15 protein-coding genes, 1 pseudogene and 1 riboswitch are annotated in these 18,901 nt (G+C 75.8%); of the genes and pseudogenes, 9 read left to right on the top strand and 7 right to left on the bottom strand.

The window, feature by feature from the left end; genetic code table 11:
- Nucleotides 1-23: 23 nt before the first annotated feature.
- Both ACFZB9_RS00080 and ACFZB9_RS00075 read left to right on the top strand, forming a co-directional pair.
- Nucleotides 24-563, top strand: a complete 540-nt coding sequence (locus tag ACFZB9_RS00080) for a sigma-70 family RNA polymerase sigma factor (protein ID WP_391442393.1) — start codon at nt 24-26, stop codon at nt 561-563.
- Complete coding sequence (locus tag ACFZB9_RS00075) at nt 560-1,405, top strand: zf-HC2 domain-containing protein (RefSeq protein WP_391442392.1); 846 nt, start codon at nt 560-562, stop codon at nt 1,403-1,405. Before ACFZB9_RS00080 ends, ACFZB9_RS00075 begins: the two co-directional genes overlap by 4 nt.
- Before the next feature lie 36 nt (nt 1,406-1,441).
- Here the strand turns inward: ACFZB9_RS00075 and cobN are convergent, their stop codons facing one another.
- Nucleotides 1,442-5,068: a cobaltochelatase subunit CobN gene (gene cobN, locus ACFZB9_RS00070; protein WP_391442390.1), complete on the bottom strand. Its 3,627-nt coding sequence runs from the start codon at nt 5,066-5,068 to the stop codon at nt 1,442-1,444.
- Nucleotides 5,069-5,195: 127 nt separating this feature from the next.
- Nucleotides 5,196-5,272, bottom strand: a riboswitch (cobalamin riboswitch).
- 323 nt (nt 5,273-5,595) lie between these two features.
- On the opposite strand from cobN, the gene ACFZB9_RS00065 reads away from it, so the two are divergent.
- Together ACFZB9_RS00065 and ACFZB9_RS00060 are read left to right on the top strand one after the other, a co-directional pair.
- Nucleotides 5,596-6,270, top strand: a complete 675-nt coding sequence (locus tag ACFZB9_RS00065; protein ID WP_391442388.1) for a hypothetical protein — start codon at nt 5,596-5,598, stop codon at nt 6,268-6,270.
- A 227-nt stretch (nt 6,271-6,497) separates the two neighbouring features.
- A pseudogene (locus tag ACFZB9_RS00060) lies at nt 6,498-7,016 on the top strand (SDR family NAD(P)-dependent oxidoreductase).
- Nucleotides 7,017-7,056: 40 nt separating this feature from the next.
- On the opposite strand, the gene ACFZB9_RS00055 reads toward ACFZB9_RS00060, so the two are convergent.
- Nucleotides 7,057-7,674 (bottom strand): DinB family protein, encoded by a 618-nt coding sequence (locus ACFZB9_RS00055; protein ID WP_391442387.1) that lies wholly within the window; start codon nt 7,672-7,674, stop codon nt 7,057-7,059.
- Nucleotides 7,675-7,828: 154 nt separating this feature from the next.
- Here ACFZB9_RS00055 and ACFZB9_RS00050 point away from each other — a divergent pair, with 154 nt between their 5' ends.
- The 4 genes from ACFZB9_RS00050 to ACFZB9_RS00035 all read left to right on the top strand — a co-directional run bounded on the left by ACFZB9_RS00050 (nt 7,829) and on the right by ACFZB9_RS00035 (nt 12,366).
- Entirely contained in the window at nt 7,829-8,716 is an 888-nt protein-coding gene (locus ACFZB9_RS00050; protein ID WP_391442385.1) for a patatin-like phospholipase family protein, read from the top strand.
- A gap of 85 nt (nt 8,717-8,801) precedes the next feature.
- Nucleotides 8,802-10,148, top strand: a complete 1,347-nt coding sequence (locus tag ACFZB9_RS00045; RefSeq protein WP_391442384.1) for a hypothetical protein — start codon at nt 8,802-8,804, stop codon at nt 10,146-10,148.
- Entirely contained in the window at nt 10,145-10,771 is a 627-nt protein-coding gene (locus ACFZB9_RS00040) for a precorrin-8X methylmutase (RefSeq protein WP_391442382.1), read from the top strand. The genes ACFZB9_RS00045 and ACFZB9_RS00040 overlap by 4 nt, the downstream gene beginning before the upstream one ends.
- Entirely contained in the window at nt 10,768-12,366 is a 1,599-nt protein-coding gene (locus tag ACFZB9_RS00035; protein ID WP_391442380.1) for a precorrin-2 C(20)-methyltransferase, read from the top strand. The genes ACFZB9_RS00040 and ACFZB9_RS00035 overlap by 4 nt, the downstream gene beginning before the upstream one ends.
- Nucleotides 12,367-12,478: 112 nt before the next feature.
- Here ACFZB9_RS00035 and ACFZB9_RS00030 read toward each other — a convergent pair whose 3' ends face one another.
- From ACFZB9_RS00030 to cbiE, 4 genes are all read right to left on the bottom strand, one after another.
- The gene (locus ACFZB9_RS00030) at nt 12,479-13,480 is read right to left on the bottom strand and encodes an SDR family NAD(P)-dependent oxidoreductase (protein WP_391442379.1); all 1,002 of its coding nucleotides are present in this window, start codon (nt 13,478-13,480) and stop codon (nt 12,479-12,481) included.
- 84 nt (nt 13,481-13,564) lie between these two features.
- Entirely contained in the window at nt 13,565-14,332 is a 768-nt protein-coding gene (locus tag ACFZB9_RS00025; protein WP_391442377.1) for a cobalt-precorrin-6A reductase, read from the bottom strand.
- Nucleotides 14,333-14,343: 11 nt separating this feature from the next.
- A complete protein-coding gene (gene cobM, locus ACFZB9_RS00020) occupies nt 14,344-15,099 on the bottom strand; it encodes a precorrin-4 C(11)-methyltransferase (RefSeq protein ID WP_391442376.1) in 756 nt (251 codons plus the stop codon).
- Nucleotides 15,096-16,352, bottom strand: a complete 1,257-nt coding sequence (cbiE, locus tag ACFZB9_RS00015) for a precorrin-6y C5,15-methyltransferase (decarboxylating) subunit CbiE (RefSeq protein WP_391442374.1) — start codon at nt 16,350-16,352, stop codon at nt 15,096-15,098. Before cbiE ends, cobM begins: the two co-directional genes overlap by 4 nt.
- 311 nt (nt 16,353-16,663) lie before the next feature.
- Between cbiE and ACFZB9_RS00010 the strand changes: the two genes are divergently transcribed.
- A complete protein-coding gene (locus ACFZB9_RS00010) occupies nt 16,664-17,647 on the top strand; it encodes a DMT family transporter (RefSeq protein WP_391442372.1) in 984 nt (327 codons plus the stop codon).
- Between the two features lie 6 nt (nt 17,648-17,653).
- On the opposite strand, the gene ACFZB9_RS00005 is transcribed toward ACFZB9_RS00010, so the two are convergent.
- Nucleotides 17,654-18,565, bottom strand: coding sequence for a GNAT family N-acetyltransferase (locus ACFZB9_RS00005; protein WP_391442370.1), 912 nt, complete (start codon nt 18,563-18,565; stop codon nt 17,654-17,656).
- Between the last annotated feature and the right edge of the window lie 336 nt (nt 18,566-18,901).

Below are 18,901 nucleotides of genomic sequence, written 5' to 3'. Positions count from 1 at the left end.
CACGGGTGCGCCAGGATGGCCTTGTGACCGAGAAGCCCCGGGGCGGCGGCGCCGTCGGCCCGGACGAGGAGCTGATCCGGGCCCTCTACCGGGAGCACGCGGGCCCGCTCTTCGGTTTCGTGCTGCAGCTGGTCGGCGGGGACCGGCAGCGCGCGGAGGACGTGGTCCAGGAGACCTTGGTGCGGGCCTGGCGCAACGCCGACCGGCTGGAGATCGAGGCCGGTTCGGTGCGCCCCTGGCTGGTCACGGTGGCCCGCCGGATCGTCATCGACGGGCACCGGCGCAGCGCCGCCCGCCCGCCGGAGACCGACGCGGGAGCACTGGAGCTGCTCCCCGCCGAGGACGAACTCGACCGCGCGCTGCGGATGATGGCGATCACCGACGCGCTCGGCGCACTCACCCGGGCGCACCGGGAGGTCATCGTGGAGGCCTACCTCAAGGGGCGCGGCATCGCCGAGGTGGCCGCGGACCTGGGCATCCCGGAGGGGACGGTGCGGTCGCGGATCTTCTACGCGCTGCGCTCGCTGAGGATCGCCCTGGAGGAACGAGGGGTGACGTCGTGACCGCGCCCCCGGCCCGCTGGGGCCCGCAGGAAGGGCGGGACCGGCACCTCGATGCCGGCGCCTATGTGCTCGGCCTGCTCGGAGAGTTGGAGCAGGCCCGGTTCGAGGAGCACCTGGCGCACTGCCCGCGGTGCACCGAGGAGATCGCGCACCTGGGCGGACTGGCACCGCTGCTCGCGGAGTTCAGGGCCGACGGCGCGACCCTCGTCGAGCCGGTCGTCGAGCCGGTCGTCGACCCGCTCGCCGAACCGGACGCGGAGCCGGTCGGGGCCGGGCCGGCCGCAGCGCGTACGGGCCGGGCCGGGCCGCACGGATCGCGGGTGGCCGGCCCGGGCCCGCGGCTGCTCGACGCGGTGCTCGCCGAGGTGGCCGCCGCCACCTCGGCCCGGCAGCACGGCCGGGTGCGCCGGCGCGTCCTGGTGGCGGTGGGCGCCGCCGCACTGGCGCTCGGCGGTGTGGCGGTTGGCATCACCGTGCTGGACCCGGGCGCGGCGGTCACCGCGCCGGCCGTCGCCACGGCCGACCACAGTGCCACCGCGGCGAACGGGATCAGCGCCACCGTCGGGGTGACGGGGCAGCGCTGGGGCAGCGCGGTCGCCCTCCGGCTGGCCGGCGTGAACGGCCCGCGCAGCTGCGCGCTGGTGGCCGTCTCCACCCAGGGCGGGCACCAGACGGTCAGCAGCTGGACCGTCCCCGCCGCCGGCTACGGCACACCGGCCGCCCCGGAGTTGCGGATCTCCGGCGGCACCGGCTACCAGCCGGGCGAGATCGGCCACTTCGAGCTGCGCGATCTGACGGACGGTCAACTGCTGCTGACGATCCCGGTGCTGCCGGGTGGCTGACCGGGAGGACTCCCCGGTCGGCCACCCACCGGGTGCTCAGGCCTCGCCGCCCTCCTCCAGGTCGCCCTCCGCCTCCAGGAAGGCCGCCTGCAGCTCGGCCAGCAGCGCCGGGTCGGGCGCCGCCCACAGCCCGCGCTCGGCCGCCTCCAGCAGCCGCTCGCTGATCCCGTGCAGCGCCCAGGGGTTGGCCGAGGTGAGGAACTCGCGGTTGACCGGGTCGAGTACGTACTCCTGGGTCAGCCGCTCGTACATCCAGTCCGCCACCACGCCGGTGGTCGCGTCGTAGCCGAACAGGTAGTCGACGGTGGCGGCCATCTCGAAGGCGCCCTTGTAGCCGTGCCGCCGCATCGCCTCCAGCCAGCGCGGGTTGACCACCCGGGCCCGGAAGACGCGCGCCGCCTCCTCGGTCAGGGTGCGGGTCTTCACCGTCTCCGGACGGGTCGAGTCGCCGATGTAGGCGGCCGGCGCCCGGCCGGTCAGCGCGCGCACGGTGGCCACCATGCCGCCGTGGTACTGGAAGTAGTCGTCCGAGTCGGCGATGTCGTGCTCGCGGGTGTCGGTGTTCTTCGCCGCGACGGTGATCCGCTTGTAGGCGGTCTCCATCTCCTCGCGGGCCGGGCGCCCGCCCAGGTCGCGGCCGTAGGCGTAGCCGCCCCAGACCGTGTAGACCTCGGCGAGGTCGGCGTCGGTGCGCCAGTCCCGGCTGTCGATCAGCTGCAGCAGCCCGGCGCCGTAGGTGCCCGGGCGGGAGCCGAACACCCGGATGGTGGCCCGGCGTTCGTCCCCGTGCGCGGCCAGGTCGGCCTGCACGTGGGCGCGGACGAAGTTGTCCTCGTCGGCCTCCTGCTGGGCGGCCGCCAGGCGCACCGCGTCGTCCAGCAGCGCGACCACGTGCGGGAAGGCGTCGCGGAAGAAGCCCGAGATGCGCAGCGTCACATCGACGCGCGGGCGGCCGAGTTCGGCCAGCGGGATCGGTTCCAGGCCGGTGACCCGGCGCGAGGCGTCGTCCCAGACCGGCCGGATGCCCAGCAGGGCGAAGGCCTCGGCGATGTCGTCACCGGCGGTGCGCATCGCGCTGGTGCCCCAGAGCGAGAGGCCGACCGAGGGCGGGCAGGCGCCGTCGTTGTCGGCCTGGTAGCGCTCGATCAGCGAGGCCGCCAGTGCCTGCCCGGTCTCCCAGGCCAGCCGGCTGGGCACCGCCTTGGGGTCCACCGAGTAGAAGTTGCGCCCGGTCGGCAGCACGTTGACCAGCCCGCGCAGCGGCGAACCGGACGGCCCGGCCGGCACGAAGCCGCCCTTCAGGGCGTGCACCACGGCGTCCAACTCGTCGGTGGTGGCGGCCAGGCGCGGCACCACCTGGTGTGCGCCGAAGGTCAGCACCTCGGCGACGGCGGCGGGCAGCCCCGCGGCCACCCGCTCGACGGCCGCCGGATCCCAGTCGGCCGCCTCCATCGCCTCGACCAGCTCGCGCGCCTTGGCCTCGGCGGCATCGGTGGCGCCCAGCGTCAGCGCCGCCTCGTCCAGTCCGAGCGCCTCCCGCAGGCCGGGCAACGCCGAGACGCCGCCCCAGATCTGACGGGCCCTCAGAATTGAGAGCACCAGGTTGACCCGGTCCTCGCCGCTGGGTGCCTGGCCCAGCACGTGCAGGCCGTCACGGATCTGGGCGTCCTTCACCTCGCAGAGCCAGCCGTCGACATGGAGCAGGAAGTCGTCGAATCCGTCGTCCTCGGGCCGCTCGTCCAGGCCCAGGTCGTGGTCGAGGCGGGCCGCCTGGATCAGCGTCCAGATCTGGGCGCGGACGGCCGGCAGCTTGGCCGGGTCCATCGCGGCGATGTTGGCGTGCTCGTCCAGCAGCTGCTCCAGGCGGGCGATGTCGCCGTAGGAGTCGGCGCGGGCCATCGGCGGCACCAGGTGGTCGACCAGGGTGGCGTGCGCGCGGCGCTTGGCCTGGGTGCCCTCGCCCGGGTCGTTGACCAGGAACGGGTAGATCAGCGGCAGGTCGCCGAGGGCCGCGTCCGGGCCGCAGTCGGCCGACAGCGCGGCCGTCTTGCCCGGCAGCCACTCCAGGTTGCCGTGCTTGCCCAGGTGCACCAGGGCGTCGGCGCCGAAGCCGCCGTCGTTCCGGTCGGCCGCGATCCAGCGGTAGGCGGCCAGGTAGTGGTGGCTCGGCGGCAGGTCCGGGTCGTGGTAGATCGCCACCGGGTTGGCGCCGAAGCCGCGCGGCGGCTGCACCAGCACCAGCAGGTTGCCGGCCCGCAGACCCGCCAGCACGATGTCGCCGTCCGGGTTCCGGCTGCGGTCCACATACAGCTCGCCGGGTGCCGGGCCCCAGTGCTCCTCGACCTGGGCGCGCAGGCCCGCGGGCAGCGTGGCGTACCAGCGGCGGTAGTCGGCGGCCGGGATCCGCACCGGGTTGCGGGCCAACTGGTCCTCGGTGAGCCAGTCCTGGTCGTAGCCGCCGGCCTCGATCAGCGCCTTGATCAGCGCGTCGCCCTCGTGCTCGCCCTCGACCGGCTCCATGCCCGGCAGGCCCTCGCCCAGGTCCCAGCCCTCCGCGCGCAGCCGGCGCAGCAGCCGGGCCGCGCTGGCCGGGGTGTCCAGGCCCACCGCGTTGCCCACCCGGGCATGCTTGGTCGGGTAGGCGGACAGCACCAGCGCCAACCGCCGCTCGGCGGCCGGGATGTGGCGCAGCCGCGCGTGGCGGACCGCGATCCCGGCCACCCGGGCGCAGCGCTCGGGGTCGGCGACGTAGACCGTCAGACCGTCCTCGTCCAGCTCCTTGAAGGAGAACGGCACGGTGATCAGCCGCCCGTCGAACTCCGGCACGGCGACCTGAGTGGCGGTGTCCAGCGGCGAGAGGCCGTCGTCGCTGCCCGCCCAGGTCTCCCGCGACCAGGTCAGGCAGAGCGCCTGCAGGATCGGCCGGTCGAGCGCGGCCAGCGCGCCCGCGTCCCAGGCCTCCTCGTCGCCGCCCGCCGAGGCGTCGGCGGGCCGGGTGCCGCCGGCGGCCAGCACGGTGGTCACGATCGCGTCGGCCTGGCCGAGTTCGGCCAGCAGCTCGGCGGGCGCGCCGCGCAGCGAGGAGCAGTACAGCGGCTTGGCCTGCCCGCCCGCGTCCTCGATCGCGCCGCACAGGGCGTCCACGAAACCGGTGTTGCCGCTCATGTGGTGCGCGCGGTAGTAGAGGACGGCCACCGTCGGTCCCCCGGAGGCAGTCGCGGTGCGGCGGGGCGTGCGAGCCAGCGGGCCCCAGTCGGGCGCGGAGGCCGGCGCCGCGAAGCCGTGGCCGGTGAGCAGCACGGTGTCGGAGAGGAAGGCGCCCAGCTCCGCCAGGTTGGCCGCGCCGCCGTGCGCGAGGTAGGCGTGCGCCTCGGCGGCCAGCCCGGCCGGCACGGTGGAGAGCTCCATCAGCTGCGCGTCCGGTGCCTGCTCACCGCTGAGCACGATCACCGGGCGCGGGCCGGCCAGCAGCGTGGTGAGGCCCTCCTCCCAGGCGCGGCGGCCGCCGAGCAGGCGCACCACCACGAGGTCGGTGCCCTCCAGCAGCGCCGGCAGGTCGTCGGGGCCGAGCCGGGCCGGGTTGCCCAGCCGGTAGCCGACCGGGCCGTTGCTGGCGCGGGCGGAGAGCAGATCGGTGTCGGAGGTCGACAGGAGCAGGATCACGCGGCGGCCCTCCCGCGGTGGTGGGCGGAAGCGGGCATGACGGTGCGCATTCGGCAGCCTTCCTCGGGGTCCGCGCCCCGTGGGGGATCCCCCGGCCCCAGACCGGGAGAGGTGGGCGGGACGGCAGGAGTTCCTGGCTCCCACGAGCGGTGGTGGCTCGTGGTCACAGTGGCGGGACCGCACCGGCGTCGCACCGGTTTCCTCCCCTGGGGACCCATCGGTGAGGCCCCTGTGCCGTCGCTGGCGTGCACCGGCCTGACGGCCGGTCCGGCGTCATCCTAACGGGCGAGGTCAGGCGCGGTCAGGGGCCGTGGTGCGGGGGAGGCGCAAATCGGTGGCGCCGGCGGACAGCGGACGGGTCCGACGGCTGACGGGCTTTCAGGACTGTTTCCGGCCAAGTTGATGATGTGTCCATTCTGTGATGATCGGCTGAGTTGGTTCCCACTAGGGTCACTTCAGCTCCACAGTCCGGCGCCGCGCGGCCGTCGTGCGGCGCCAGGTGGACCTGTTGATTGGACTGGTGCGAAGTGAACAGCAAGTATCGCCGGTTGTTGAGCCGTTCGTCGGTGGCCGCTGTCCGGAGCCGGCTCGCCGGGGTGGTGGGCGTGGTCGCACTGATGGCGGCCGTCCTCACCGGCACCGCCGCCGTCGGCACCGCCGGCGCCGCCCCCGTCGCCGCGTCCGTCACCCTGTCCGCCCACGCGCCGGCCGCCGCACCCGCTGCCGCGCCCGCCCACCCCGCCGCCGCGCGGCCCGCGACAGGCGGCTGGACCTGCGCCGGGACGCCCATCCCGAAGGGCTACGTGCTGGTCGGCTTCAACCGCAGCGGCTGCAACGGGGCCGGCTCCTGGGACCAGCAGCCGGTGCGCGACGGCATCTGGACCTGTTCCGGTTCGCCGATCGTGTCCGGGTACGTCATCAGCAACTACCTCTCCTCCGGCTGCAGCGGCATCGGCGCCTGGTACCACCAGCTCGCCAAGAACGGCCTGTGGACCTGTGCGGGCTCGCCGATCGTCTCCGGCTACGTCACCACCAACTACAACCGCAGCGGCTGCAACGGCATCGGCGCCTGGGTCCAGATGACCGCCCGCGCCGGCCTGTGGACCTGCCCCGGCTCGCCGGTGCCGGCCGGCTTCCGCAGCACCAGCTTCAATGCGGGCGGCTGCGGCGGCCAGGGGGCGTGGCTCCTCCAGCGCGTCTGATCCGACCGCTTCCACCGAAGGGCACTGCGCGTAACGCGCAGTGCCCTTCGGCCTGTTCTGGCCTGTTCCGGCCTGTTTCCGCCTGTTCGGGCCTGCCACGTGACCGGCCACCGGACCCGCGAACGCGACGTCCGATTGCCGCCGGACCGTTCGGTGACGACGCACGAGGATCGAGGTGTCAGCGAATGCCGGCGGACCCATGACGACGAAGAGACGAGCGGAACATGATGGCAGTGCTCGATGGCAAGGCGGCCCTGGTGACCGGCGGCAGCCGGGGCATCGGCGCGGCGGTGGCGCTGCGGCTGGCCGAGGAGGGCGCCGACGTGGCGCTGACCTACCGGAGCAACGGGGAGCAGGCGGCGCAGGTCGTCGACCGGATCAAGGCGCTGGGGCGCCGGGCGCTGGCCCTTGCGGCCGACAGCGTGGACCCGTAAGCCGCACGGGCGGCGTTCGGCGGCGGCTCGCTGTACGCGATGAGCAAGACCGCGCTGACCGGCCTGACCACCTCGCTGGCCCGCGAACTCGGCCCGCGGGGGATCACCGTCAACCTGATCCACCCCGGGCCGATCGACACGGACATGAACCCGGACGAGGGGCCGGGCGCCGAACTGCAGAAGGGCTTCACGGCCCTGGGCCGCTACGGGCGGCCCGCCGACGTGGCCGCGATGGTCGCCCACCTCGCGGGCGAGGGCGGGCGGTACGTCACCGGCGCGGCCCTCGCGGTGGACGGCGGCTTCACGGCCTGAGTCGCGGTGGGTCGGCGGCCGGTGCCGTCCGCCCGCCCGGTCACGGCTGGGCGCGGTGCAGGTCCCGGAGCAAGGCGATCTCGGCGCCGTGGTGCAGCAGTTCCTGGTTGACCCACCAGACGACGTCGATGAACGCCTCCTCCGGGTCGCCGCCGTGCGGGTAGCTGCACCGGCCCACGGTGTCGAGCGCGGCGTCGTCGGCACCGGCCACGGCCGCCCGCCAGGCCGTGGCGCCGGTGTCGAAGGCGGCGATCGCGCCGGCGGCGTCCGCGGCGGCCCGGAAGCCGGCGTTGGTCAGGCGGTGGGTGCCGGCCGTGTGGTCCGCGCGCAGGGTCAGCATCTCGGTGAGGTGGTTCAGCCGCCAGGCGATGGTGGTGAACGGCGGCGGGACGGGGTGCGGGGAGGGCGCGGAGTCGCGGCCCCAGTCACCGGTACCGAGCAGCAGCGCCGCGCTCGCGCCGGGGCCGTCCGCCCGCCGCCGCACCGACCAGCAGTTCGGCACCGGCTCCCAGAAGTACTCCTCGTCGGTCATCACCGTGACCGGGACGTCCACGCCGTTGCCGCTGTTCACGGTCGGACCGGCCAGCCGTCCGCCGAGGCGCTCGCGGGCGAAGTCGAACTCCTCCAGCAGGGTGACGAGACGTGCGGGGGTGGTCATCGAACGCTCCCGGGTGAGTGATCTGCCGTGGCACAGTGCGGGGTTGAGCCTGCCACAGCGGGTGCACGGGGCGCGCGCGGATTTCTGACCGCCCCCGGCGCGGATTCCTGCCCGGCCCCGGTTAGCATCGCGACACCGACGAAGGGGGAGAACCGTGGACACGTTCAACCGCGCCCTGGTCCTGGGCAGTGGCGGCCGGGCCGGCACGGCCTGGCTGGCCGGACTGGCCTGCGGACTGCGGGGCGCCGGGATCGACCTCGGGGAGGCCGACCTGACGGTTGGCACCTCGGCCGGGGCGATCGTCGGTGCCCTGCTCGCCGCCGGCCAGGACCCGGGACGGCTCGCGGACCCGGTGCGGCTCGTGGACCCCGTCCGGCCGGTGGACGGCTCCCGCCCCGCCGGCCCGCCCCCGCGCCCCGGCGCCGACCCCGCTCTGGTGGCGGCGGTCTTCGCCGTGCTCGGGGAGCCGGGCCTCCCGCCGGAGGAGGCGCGCCGGCAGGTCGGCCGGCTCGTGCTGGAGCACACCGACCCCGAGGCCGAGCAGGCGCTGGTCGCCCAGCGGGCCACGCTGATCGGGGCGGAGCACTGGCCGGAGCGCGGGCTGCTGATCACGGGCGTGGACGCCGGCACCGGCGAGCCCGTGGTGTGGGGCCGCGCCAGCGGCGTGCCGCTGGCCCGCGCGGTGGCCGCGAGCAGCGCGTTCCCCGGCTTCGCGGCACCGGTCGCGATCGACGGCCGGTGGTACATCGACGGCGCCCTGCGCAGCGGGACCAACGCCGACCTCGCCGTGGGGGCGCGGACGCTGGTGGTCCTCGAGCCGATGGCGCACACCTACCCGCGCGAGGCGCTCCAGCGTGAGCTGGCGGCCGTTGGGGCGCGCACGGTGGTGACGGTGGGGCCCGACGCGGCCTCGGTCCGCGCCCTCGGGAACCCGGCCGACACCACCACCTGGGGCCCGTCCTACCAGGCCGGCCTGCGTCAGGCCGCCGACACCGCCGAGCAGCTGCGCGAGGCCTGGACGGCCGCGGTGGACCCGGACTGACCGTCAGCGCGGCGGCGGGTTGGAGAGATGGATCACGCCGATTGCGGGGCATACCTACGGTCGGATCATCGGTATGCTCGCGCCCATGTCTCCCGCACCCGCCGCCTCCGAGCCTGCCCCCGTCCGGGCTGGTCGGGGACGTGACGACGCCTGCCCGGGGGCGCTGCGACTGCACCAGGCCGACGACGGGGCGCTCGCGCGAGTCCGGGTGCCCGGCGGACTGCTGTCGGCGGATCAGGCCCTGGCCCTGGCGCGGGCGGCCGAGGAGCTCGGGGACGGCGCGCTGGAGACCACCTCACGCGGCAACGTCCAACTGCGCGGGCTCCACCCCGACGCGGGCGCGGAACTCGCGGCCCGGCTCGGCGCGGTCGACCTGCTGCCGTCGCTGCCGCACGACCGGATCCGCAACATCGTCGCCTCCCCGCTGGCGGGCCTGGACGGCGCGGGCCCGGCGCTGCGCGGCTGGGTCCACGAGCTGGACGCACTGCTCTGCGGCAGCGACCTGGCCCGGCAGTTGTCGGGCCGGTTTCTGTTCGCGCTGGACGACGGGCGCGGTGACGTCGCCTCGCTCGACGCCGATGTGACCTTGATCGCACGCGCCGCCGACCGGGACACCACCACCGACCAGGACGGCCAGGCGATGCCGGGCGCGCTGCTGCGCCTCGGCCGCGCCGACTGGTGCGCCGAGGTGCCGCACGGACCGCGCGCCGCGCTCGCGGCGGCCGAGGCGTTCGTGGCACTGGCGGACGGTGCCTGGCGGGTGCGTGAGGCGGACCCGGACGGTGCGGCGCTGGCCGACCGGCTCGGGCTGCGGCGCCGCCCGCTGCCCGAGCTGACCGGCACTCGCCCCACCGTCGGCGCATTCGCCGGTGCCGGTGCCGGTGCCGGCTCTGCCGCCGGTCGCGGCGGGCTGGTGCTGGGCCTGCGCTTCGGGCGGGCCGGCGCCCGGCAGTGGCGGGCGCTGGCGGCAGCCGGCGACGAACTGCGGGTCACCCCCTGGCGCGGCGTGGTGCTGCCCGGGGCCGGGCCCGCGCTGCTGCCGGAGCTGGCGGCGCTCGGCCTGCGCACCGATCCGGCCACGCCCTGGGAGCGGGCCACCGCCTGCACCGGCGCGCCGGGTTGCGCCAAGTCGCTGGCGGACGTGCGCGCCGACGCCGCGGCGGCGCTGGACCTGCCGCCCGCCCCGCCTGCTGCCGACCTGCCACCCGCCGCCGACCCGCTGCCCGCCCCGCCCGCCGCCCGCCCGACGCTGCCCGTCCACTGGTCCGGCTGCGCGCGCCGCTGCGGCCACCCGGTCGGCCACTGGGTGGACGTCCTGGCCACCGGCCCGACCAGCTACCGCATCACCGACAGCCAACAGCCCGACGGCGCCACCGAAGTGACGACCCAACAGATGGCGGCGGCCGTCGCCGCCGCCAGGAGGACCACGTGATCGAGTACGAGAAGGACGGCGCGGCGATCTACCGCGAGTCCTTTGCCACCATCCGCGCCGAGGCGGACCTGGCGGGGCTGCCCGCCGACGTCTCGCAGGTCGCGGTGCGGATGATCCACGCCTGCGGGATGACCGACCTGGTCGCCGACCTGCTGTGGACCCCGAACGTGGTCGCCTCGGCCCGGGCCGCGCTGCGGGCCGGCGCGCCGATCCTGTGCGACGTCTCGATGGTGGCCAGCGGGGTGACCCGCAAGCGGCTGCCCGCCGACAACGAGGTCGTCTGCACGCTCTCCGACCCCTCCGTACCGGCGCTCGCGGCCGAACTCGGCACCACCCGCAGCGCCGCCGCGATGGAGCTGTGGCGGGACAAGCTGGCGGGCTCGGTGGTGGCCGTCGGCAACGCGCCGACCTCGCTCTTCCGGCTGCTGGAGATGATCGAGGCGGGCGCGCCGCGCCCGGCCGCCGTGATCGGCGTGCCGGTCGGCTTCATCGGAGCCGCCGAGTCGAAGCAGGCGCTGGCCGACCACCCCTCGGGCCTGGAGCACCTGGTGGTGCGCGGCCGTCGCGGCGGCAGCGCGATAGCCGCAGCCGCACTCAACGCGATTGCGAGCGAAGTGGAATGACGGAGCATCAGAACATCACCGTAGGACGGCTCTACGGCGTCGGCCTCGGTCCCGGCGACCCGGACCTGATGACGGTGCGGGCCGTCGAGCTCATCAGCAAGGCCGACGTGGTGGCGTACCACAGCGCCCGGCACGGCCGTTCGATCGCCCGCTCGATCGCCGCCCGCCACCTGCGCGCGGACCAGCTGGAGGAGCCGCTGGTCTACCCGGTCACCACCGGGACCACCGACCACCCGGGCGGCTACCGGGGCGCGTTGGACGAGTTCTACGCCGAGGCCGCCGAGCGGCTGGCCGCGCACCTGGACGCCGGGCGGACCGTGGTGGTGCTCGCCGAGGGCGACCCGATGTTCTACGGCTCGTACATGCACATGCACAAGCGGCTCGCGCACCGCTACCCGACCGAGGTGGTGCCCGGGGTGACCTCGGTCAGCGCGGCGGCGGCCCGTTTGGGGCGGCCGCTGGTGGAGGCCGAGGAGGTGCTGACGATCCTGCCGGGCACGCTGCCCGAGGAGGAGCTGACGGCCCGCCTGGCCGCCACCGACTCGGCCGTGGTGATGAAGCTCGGCCGCACCTTCCCGACCGTGCGCCGGGCGCTGGAGCGCTCCGGGCGGCTGGCCGAGGCGCAGTTCGTCGAGCGCGCCACCATGGCGGGGGAGCGCACCGCACCGCTGGCCGAGGTGGACCCGGAGTCGGTGCCGTACTTCTCGCTCGCGGTGCTGCCCAGCCGGATCGGCCTGCCGCAGGCCCCGGAGCCGGAGTCCGCCGAGTCCGGCGCGGCAGGCGAGTCCGGCGTGGCCGGCGCGGCCGGTGCGGCCGCGGAGCCCGGGAGCTTTGACCCGGTCGCCGGGGGCTCGGTGGTCGTGGTCGGCCTCGGCCCGGCCGGGCCGCTCTGGCTCACCCCCGAGGCGCGCGGCGAACTGGCCGCCGCCGACGAGCTGGTGGGCTACACCACCTACCTGGACCGGGTCCCGGTCCGGGCCGGTCAGCGCCGGCACGGCTCGGACAACAAGGTGGAGGCCGAGCGGGCCGAGTTCGCGCTCGACCTGGCCCGGCGCGGCCGCCGGGTCGCGGTGGTCTCCTCCGGTGACCCGGGCGTCTTCGCGATGGCCACCGCCGTGCTGGAGGCGGCCTGCGCGGACCCGTACCGCGAGGTGCCGGTGCGGATCGTGCCCGGTATGACGGCCGCGCACGCCGCCGCCTCGCGCGCGGGCGCGCCGCTGGGCCACGACTACGCGGTGGTCTCGCTCTCCGACCGGCTCAAGCCCTGGTCCGTGGTGGCGGAGCGACTGCGCGCGGCGGCCGGCGCCGACCTGGTGCTCGCGCTCTACAACCCCGGTTCGCGCAGCCGCACCACCCAGGTCGGGCTGGCCCGCGACCTCCTGCTCGAACACCGGGCGCCGGACACCCCGGTGGTGATGGCCCGGGACGTGGGCGGTCCGACCGAGCGGGTGCGCACCGTCAAGCTGGCCGATCTCGACCCGGCCGAGGTGGACATGCGGACGATCCTGCTGATCGGCTCCTCGCAGACCCAGGCGGTGCGCCGGGGCGACGGCACCGAGGTGGTCTGGACCCCGCGCCGCTACCCGGAGCGCTGACCGGCAGCACCGGCAGCGCTGGGTTCCACGGCCTCCCCAGGGCCACCCCGACTCCCTCGGCCCCATCCGGCCGGGGGAGTCGGCGTACCGCCAGGTTTACCCGCAACCCGGTTCAGGTGGGGAACCCCACCCCCGTCAGCTGCTCCGAGGCCCGCCACAGCTGGGCCGCCGTGGTCAGGTCCGTCGCCCGCCGGGGCAGCCGCGCGCGGGCCGGCAGGCCGGTCAACTCGCCCAGCCCGTCCGGGCCGTAGTACCCGCCGCCGACCGCCCGCTCGCTGGTCGCGGCCACCAGCAGCGGCAGCGCCCCGCGGGCCGGTTCCTGGGAGAAGCCGGGCACGCTCATCGCCATCGCGGTGAGGTTGACGCCACCCGGCGCCCGGTCGAGCACCGGACCGCGGTACGCCAGGTTGGTGCGGCAGGCGCCGGGGTGCGCGGCGGTGCTGCGGATGCCCCAGCCGGCTCGCGCGCTGAGGCGGTCCAGCTCCTGCGCGAAGAGCAGGCAGGCCAGCTTGGAGCGGCCGTAGGCGGAGTACGCGTGGTAGCGGCGCTCGCTGTTGAGGTTCGTCAGGTCGATCCGGGCGCCCCAGGCGGTCAGGCTGCCGACGCTGACCACCCGGGGCGCGGCGGCCCCGCGCAGCAGCGGCAACAGGCGCCCGGTGAGCGCGAAGTGGCCCAGGTAGTTGGTGCCGAACTGCAGCTCGAAGCCGTCCTTGGTGGTGTGCCGGGACGGCACGCCCATCACGCCGGCGTTGTTGACCAGCAGGTCGACCGGCCGGCTGCGCTCCAGCAGGACGTCGGCGAAGGAGGCGACCGAGTCCAGGCTCGCCAGGTCCAGCGCGGCCACCGTGACCGACCCACCGCTGCCCGCTCCGCCTGACCCGCTGGCCCCGCCTGACCCGCCCACCCCGCCCGCGCTGCCGGTCTCCGCCCTGATCCGCTCGGCGGCCCGCTCGCCCCTGTCACCGTCGCGGACCGCCAGCAGCACGTCCGCGCCCGCCAGGGCCAGGCGCCGCGCGGTCTCGAAGCCGATGCCGCTGTTCGCCCCGGTCACCACGGCCAGGCGGCCGCGCTGGTCGGGTACCGCGACCGCGATCTCCTTGCTCCGACGGCCCATCACCGGCTCCTCTCGACTCTCCTCGCCACGGGCAGTTCCCGTGCGGCGTCGGCCCAGCCGTCGGCGCTCGCCGCGCTCCAGCCGTCACTCGGGTCCGATCGGGCCGACGGTATCGCAGCCCAGCCCCAACTCACCCAGAGCTCCGGCCACATCAGGCACCGTGGGGACGCCGTCCGGGAGCCCCGGGCGGCGCACGATCAGCACCGGCAGGCCCAACTCGCGTGCCACCGCCAGCTTGGGCGCGGTGGCCGCACCGCCGCTGTCCTTGGTCACCAGCACGTCGATCCGGTGCTCGCGGAAGACCGCGCGCTCGTCGTCCAGGTGGAACGGTCCGCGGCTGAGCAGCACCGTCAGGTCCGCCGGCAGCGGCGGGTCGGGCGGCTCGACCGAGCGGGCCACCAGGTGCACGTCCTCGACCCGGGCGAAGGCGGCCAGGCCCTGGCGTCCGGTGGTCAGCAGCGCCCGCCGGCCCAGCGCCGGCAGTGCGGCGGCGGCCTGCTCCAGCGAGTCGACCAGATGCCAGCGGTCGCCCGGCACCGGCAGCCAGCCGGGACGCCGCAGCGCCAGCAGCCGGACACCGGCGGTGGCCGCCGCCCGGGCGGCGTTGCGGCTGATCCCCTGGGCGAACGGGTGGGTGGCGTCCACCAGGGTGTCCACCCGGTGCTCGCGCAGCCAGTCGGCCAGCCCGTCCGCCCCGCCGAAGCCGCCCACCCGCACCTCGCCCGGCGGCAGCCTCGGCTCGCTCACCCGTCCGGCCAGCGAGCTGGTCACCCGGACGCCGGGCGCCTTGGCCAACTCCTCGGCGAGCCGGCGTCCTTCGGTGGTGCCGCCCAGGATCAGGATGTGTCGCACGGGCCGACTCTCTACGGAAGCTGGCAGGACCGGTCGCGCCGGGCCGAGTACAGGTGGCTGTCCGGGAACTGCTCGGCGCCCAGCGTGCGGCCGACCATGATCACCGCGGTCCGGAGCACCCCGGCCGCGTGCACCTGCTCGGCGATCGAGTCCAGGGTGCCGCGCAGCACCAGTTCGTCCGGGCGGCTGGCCATCGCCACCACCGCCACCGGGCAGTCGGCGCCGTAGTGCGGCAGCAGCTCGGCCACCACCCGGTCGACGTACCGGGCCGCCAGGTGCAGCACCAGCAGCGCGCCGCTGCGCCCGAGGGTGGCCAGGTCCTCGCCCGCGGGCATCGGGGTGGCCTGCTGGGCGATCCGGGTCAGGATCACCGTCTGGCCCACCGTCGGAACGGTCAACTCCCGCTTCAGCGCTGCCGCCGCGGCGGCGAAGGCGGGCACGCCCGGGACCACCTCGTACGGCACGCCGGCCGCATCCAGCCGGCGCATCTGCTCGGCCACCGCGCTGAACACCGACGGGTCGCCGGAGTGCAGCCGGGCCACGTCATGGCCGTCCCGGTGCGCGGCGAGCAACTCGGCCGTGATCTCGTCCAGGTTGAGCCGGGCGGTGTCCACCAGGCGGGCCCCGGGCGGGCATTCCGCCAGCAGCTCGACCGGCACCAGGCTGCCCGCGTACAGGCAGACCTGGCAGCTCGCCAGCCTCCGGGCCCCGCGCACGGTGATCAGGTCGGCGGCGCCGGGGCCGGCACCGATGAAGTAGACGGTCACAGCGCCTCACTCTCTCCAGGTTCTACGGGCTTGCGGACGGACCACTGGGTCACCGGCATCGCCTGCCGCCACCCGGTGAAGCCGCCGACCGGCACCGCGTGCGCCACCGCGAGCCGCAGCAACTCCCCGCCGTGGCGCCGGTACCACTCGGTCAGCAGGGCCTCGGACTCCAGCGTCACGGTGTTGGCGACCAGCCGCCCGCCCGGGCCCAGCGCCGCCCAGCAGGCTGCCAGCAGACCGGGCGCGGTCAGCCCGCCGCCGATGAACACCACGTCGGGCCGCGGCAGTTCGGCCAGCGCCGTCGGCGCGGCGCCGGTCACCACGCGCAGCCGCGGCACCCCGAGGGCGGCCGCGTTGCGGGTGATCCGGGCGGCCCGCACCGGGTCCCGCTCCACGCTGACGGCCTGGCAGGAGCGGTGCGCGCGCAGCCATTCGATCGCGATGCTGCCCGAGCCGCCGCCGATGTCCCAGAGCAGCTCGCCGGGGGCCGGGGCCAGCGTGGCCAGCGTCGCCGCGCGGACATGACGCTTCGTCAGCTGTCCGTCGCTCTCGTACAGTTCGTCCGCCAGGCCGGGCACCAGGGCGGGCCGCCGGCGCTCCTGCCGATCGGCTCGGCAGTGCACGGCGACGATGTTCAGCGGGTCGCCGGGCGGCTGCGCCCAGTCCTCGGCCGTCCCGGAAACGGTCCGCTCGCCCGGGCCGCCCAGCTGCTCCAGCACGTGCAGCTCGCTCGGCCCGAAGCCGTGTTCGCGCAGCAGCGCCGCCACGGTGGCCGGGGTGCTCGCGTTCGGGCTCAGCACCAGCAGTCGCTGACCGTCGAAGAGCGCGCCGACCAGCGTGGCGGTGTCCCGCCCGACCAGGCTGACGGTGCCGGTCTCCTCCAGCGCCCAGCCGAGCCGCGCACAGGCGTAGGAGACGGAGGAGGGATGCGGCAGCACCCGCAGCCGCTCGGCGCCCAGCACCTCGCCCAGGGTGCGCCCGATCCCGAAGAACATCGGATCGCCGCTGGCCAGCACGGCCACCCGCCGCCCGGCGTGCGCCGCGAAGAGGCCCGGTACGGACGGGCGCAGCGGCGAGGGCCAGGCGATGCGCTCGGCGGTCACCGCGGCGGGCAGCAGGTCCAGCTGCCGCGGCCCGCCGATCACCACCTCGGCCGCCGCCAGCGCCTCGCGCGAGAGCTCCACGAGCCCGTCCCAGCCGTCCGCCCCGATGCCCACGACCGTCACCGGCGGCTCAGACAGGGCGCTGCTCAACGGGGTCTCCTCCGATGGTGTGGACGGCGTGCACGGCGTGCACCACCGGCGCACCGGGGAAGCCTACCGGGCCCCCACAAGGGCCCCACTCCCTGGCCACCAGGGCCTTCCCGCCCGCGAGTAGGGTGGACCCCATGCCGACGACCGCTGTTCTGCCACCTCCCGCCGCCTAGGCGGGCGGCAAGGCCACGGAAGACCCACCAGGGGTGCGCCCCTGGGCCGGTCGGTGCTGCCCGCAGACGGGATCACGCGACCAGTTCACGTCTTCGGTGGGAGAAGCACCCGTGTCCGCATCCACAGCCACTCACCTCGTGTCCCGGCCCTTGTCCGCCGGGCGGGGTCTGCTCTACCTGCTGCTCTCGGCCGCCTCCTGGGGCACCGCCGGGGCCGCCGCCGCCCTGCTCTACGGCTCCAGCGGCCTCGGCCCGGTGGCGCTCACCTTCTGGCGCTCGGCCGGCGGCTCCGCGCTGCTGCTCGTGGCGCTCGCCGTCCGCCGCCGTGGACCCGCCGGTCGGCCTTCGAGCCGTCCTCGCACCCCCCACGCCCGGCGCGACATCGCCGTCAACGGCCTCGGCCTGACCCTCTTCCAGATCGCCTACTTCGAGGCGGTGCACGGCACCGGCCTGGCCGTGGGCACCGTGGTCACCCTCGGCGCCGCACCCGTCCTGGTCGCCCTCGGCGCCCGGCTGCTACTGCGCGAACCGCTCGGCGCAGCGGGCGCGGCGGCCGTGCTCGGCGCACTGGCCGGGCTCGCGGTGCTCCTGCTGGGCGGCACCTCGGGCGGCGCCACCGCCGTGCGGGCGGGCGGTGTGGCCTGGGCGCTGCTCTCGGCCGCGGGCTACGCCTGCATCACCCTCTACGGCCGCCGCAGTTCCGCCCGCGCCGCCGGCCGGACCGACGCGCTGACCACCACGCTCCACTCGTTCCTGGTCTGCGCGGTTCTGCTGCTCCCGTTCGCCGCCGCCGAGGGCCTGTGGCCCAACCCGCACGGCCTCGGCCGCACGCTGCTGGTGCTGCTCTACCTGGCCGCCGTGCCCACCGCACTCGGCTACGCGCTCTACTTCACCGGCGTCACCGTGGTCCGGGCCACCACCGCCGCCGTGATCGCCCTGATCGAGCCGGTCAGCGCCACCGCCCTCGCCGTCACCACCCTCGGCGAGCACCTCTCGCTCGCCACGGCAGCCGGCTCGGCGGTGCTCCTCCTTGCCGTAACCGCCCTGGCCATCACCGAAACCCGCCTCGCCGTCCGCAGCCGGGGGGCGGTGCAAGCTGCCGAGCTGATCGCGGGCCGGTAGGGGCTTTCAGCTGGACGGGACCTGCCGATGCGGCAGGTCCCGGTTGAGCTCCCGGAAGCCGACGCCGTAGTACAGCGCCTTCGGGGCCGGCCTCGTCGGCGAGGTCGAGCAGGCGACGAGCATCCGGGCCGCGCCCGCCGCCCGGGCCCGGTGCATCCCGTGGAGCAGCAGCGCCCGGCCGAGGCCCTGCCGGCGGAAGTCCCGGTGCGTGCCCACGGGTTCGAACTCGGCGGTCCGGTTCTTCTCGTCGTGCCACATGATCGTGGAGGCGGCCATCGTGCCGTCGGGGGCCTCGATCAGGAGGTGGAAGTCCGCACGGTAGGGGAGGGTCACGCGCACACCCTCGTAGCTCTGCTCGGTGTAGCGGGACCCGTCCCAGGCGTCGCGGTGCCCCTGCACCACCGCGGCCGGGCCGACCTCGTCGGCGGTGCGGAACCGGAACCCGTCGGGGAGGGCGGGGACGTCTTCGAGGTCGTCGAGCGACCGCATGTTGAGCTGCGTCTTGAGCAGGCCGCTCTCGGCGCTCCGGTCCACCTCGTACCCGTGCGCCGCGAGCCGCGCCAGCACGTTGGTGTCGGTGCCGCACGGCGTCGTCACGTGCGGGAGCCCGGGGGACTCGGCGCCGAACCAGCCGAGGACGTCGTCCAGGACCTCCGGCCGCCCGGGATGCACCAACTGCACCAGCTGCGCGGACTTGCCGAGCTGGATCCACCCCCACCCGACGACCTGGTCCCCGTCGTACCAGAACCGATGCCGCCAGTCGGCGGCCTTGGCGTGGTGATCCTTGCCGTAGCTCCAGGCCAGCTCGCCGACGGTGGTCTCGGCGTGCATCAGCGCCGGATCGATCGCGAAGACCTCCTGCGCGAGCCCCTGCATGAGGCGGACGTCGTGCGGGGTGAACTCTGACGCCACAGTCATGAAGGACAGGGTCCCACCGCCGCCCCGGATCGGCTAAGGGATTTCGGGCGATGACCAGTTGAGCTTTGCCCCGGTCGCTGTGTGGCCGTGGGGGGGGCCCGGCGCCCCCCCCCCCCCCGCGGCGCCCCCCCCCCCCGCCCCCGCGGCCCCCGCCCCCCCCCCCGGGGCCCGCGGGGGGGGGGACCCGCCCCCCCCCCCCCCCCCGCCCCCGCGGGGGGGGTGGGGGGGGGCGTCGGGGGGGGGGGGGCGGGGGGGGGGGGGGGGGCCGCGCCCCCCCCCCCCCCCCCCCCCCCCCCGCCCCCCCCCACGCCGCCGTGCCAGGTCGGCGCACGACCG

The organism is Kitasatospora sp. NPDC008050 (assembly GCF_042957465.1).
GTDB lineage: Bacteria > Actinomycetota > Actinomycetes > Streptomycetales > Streptomycetaceae > Kitasatospora.
This window is presented reverse-complemented; position numbering and strand designations above follow the sequence as displayed.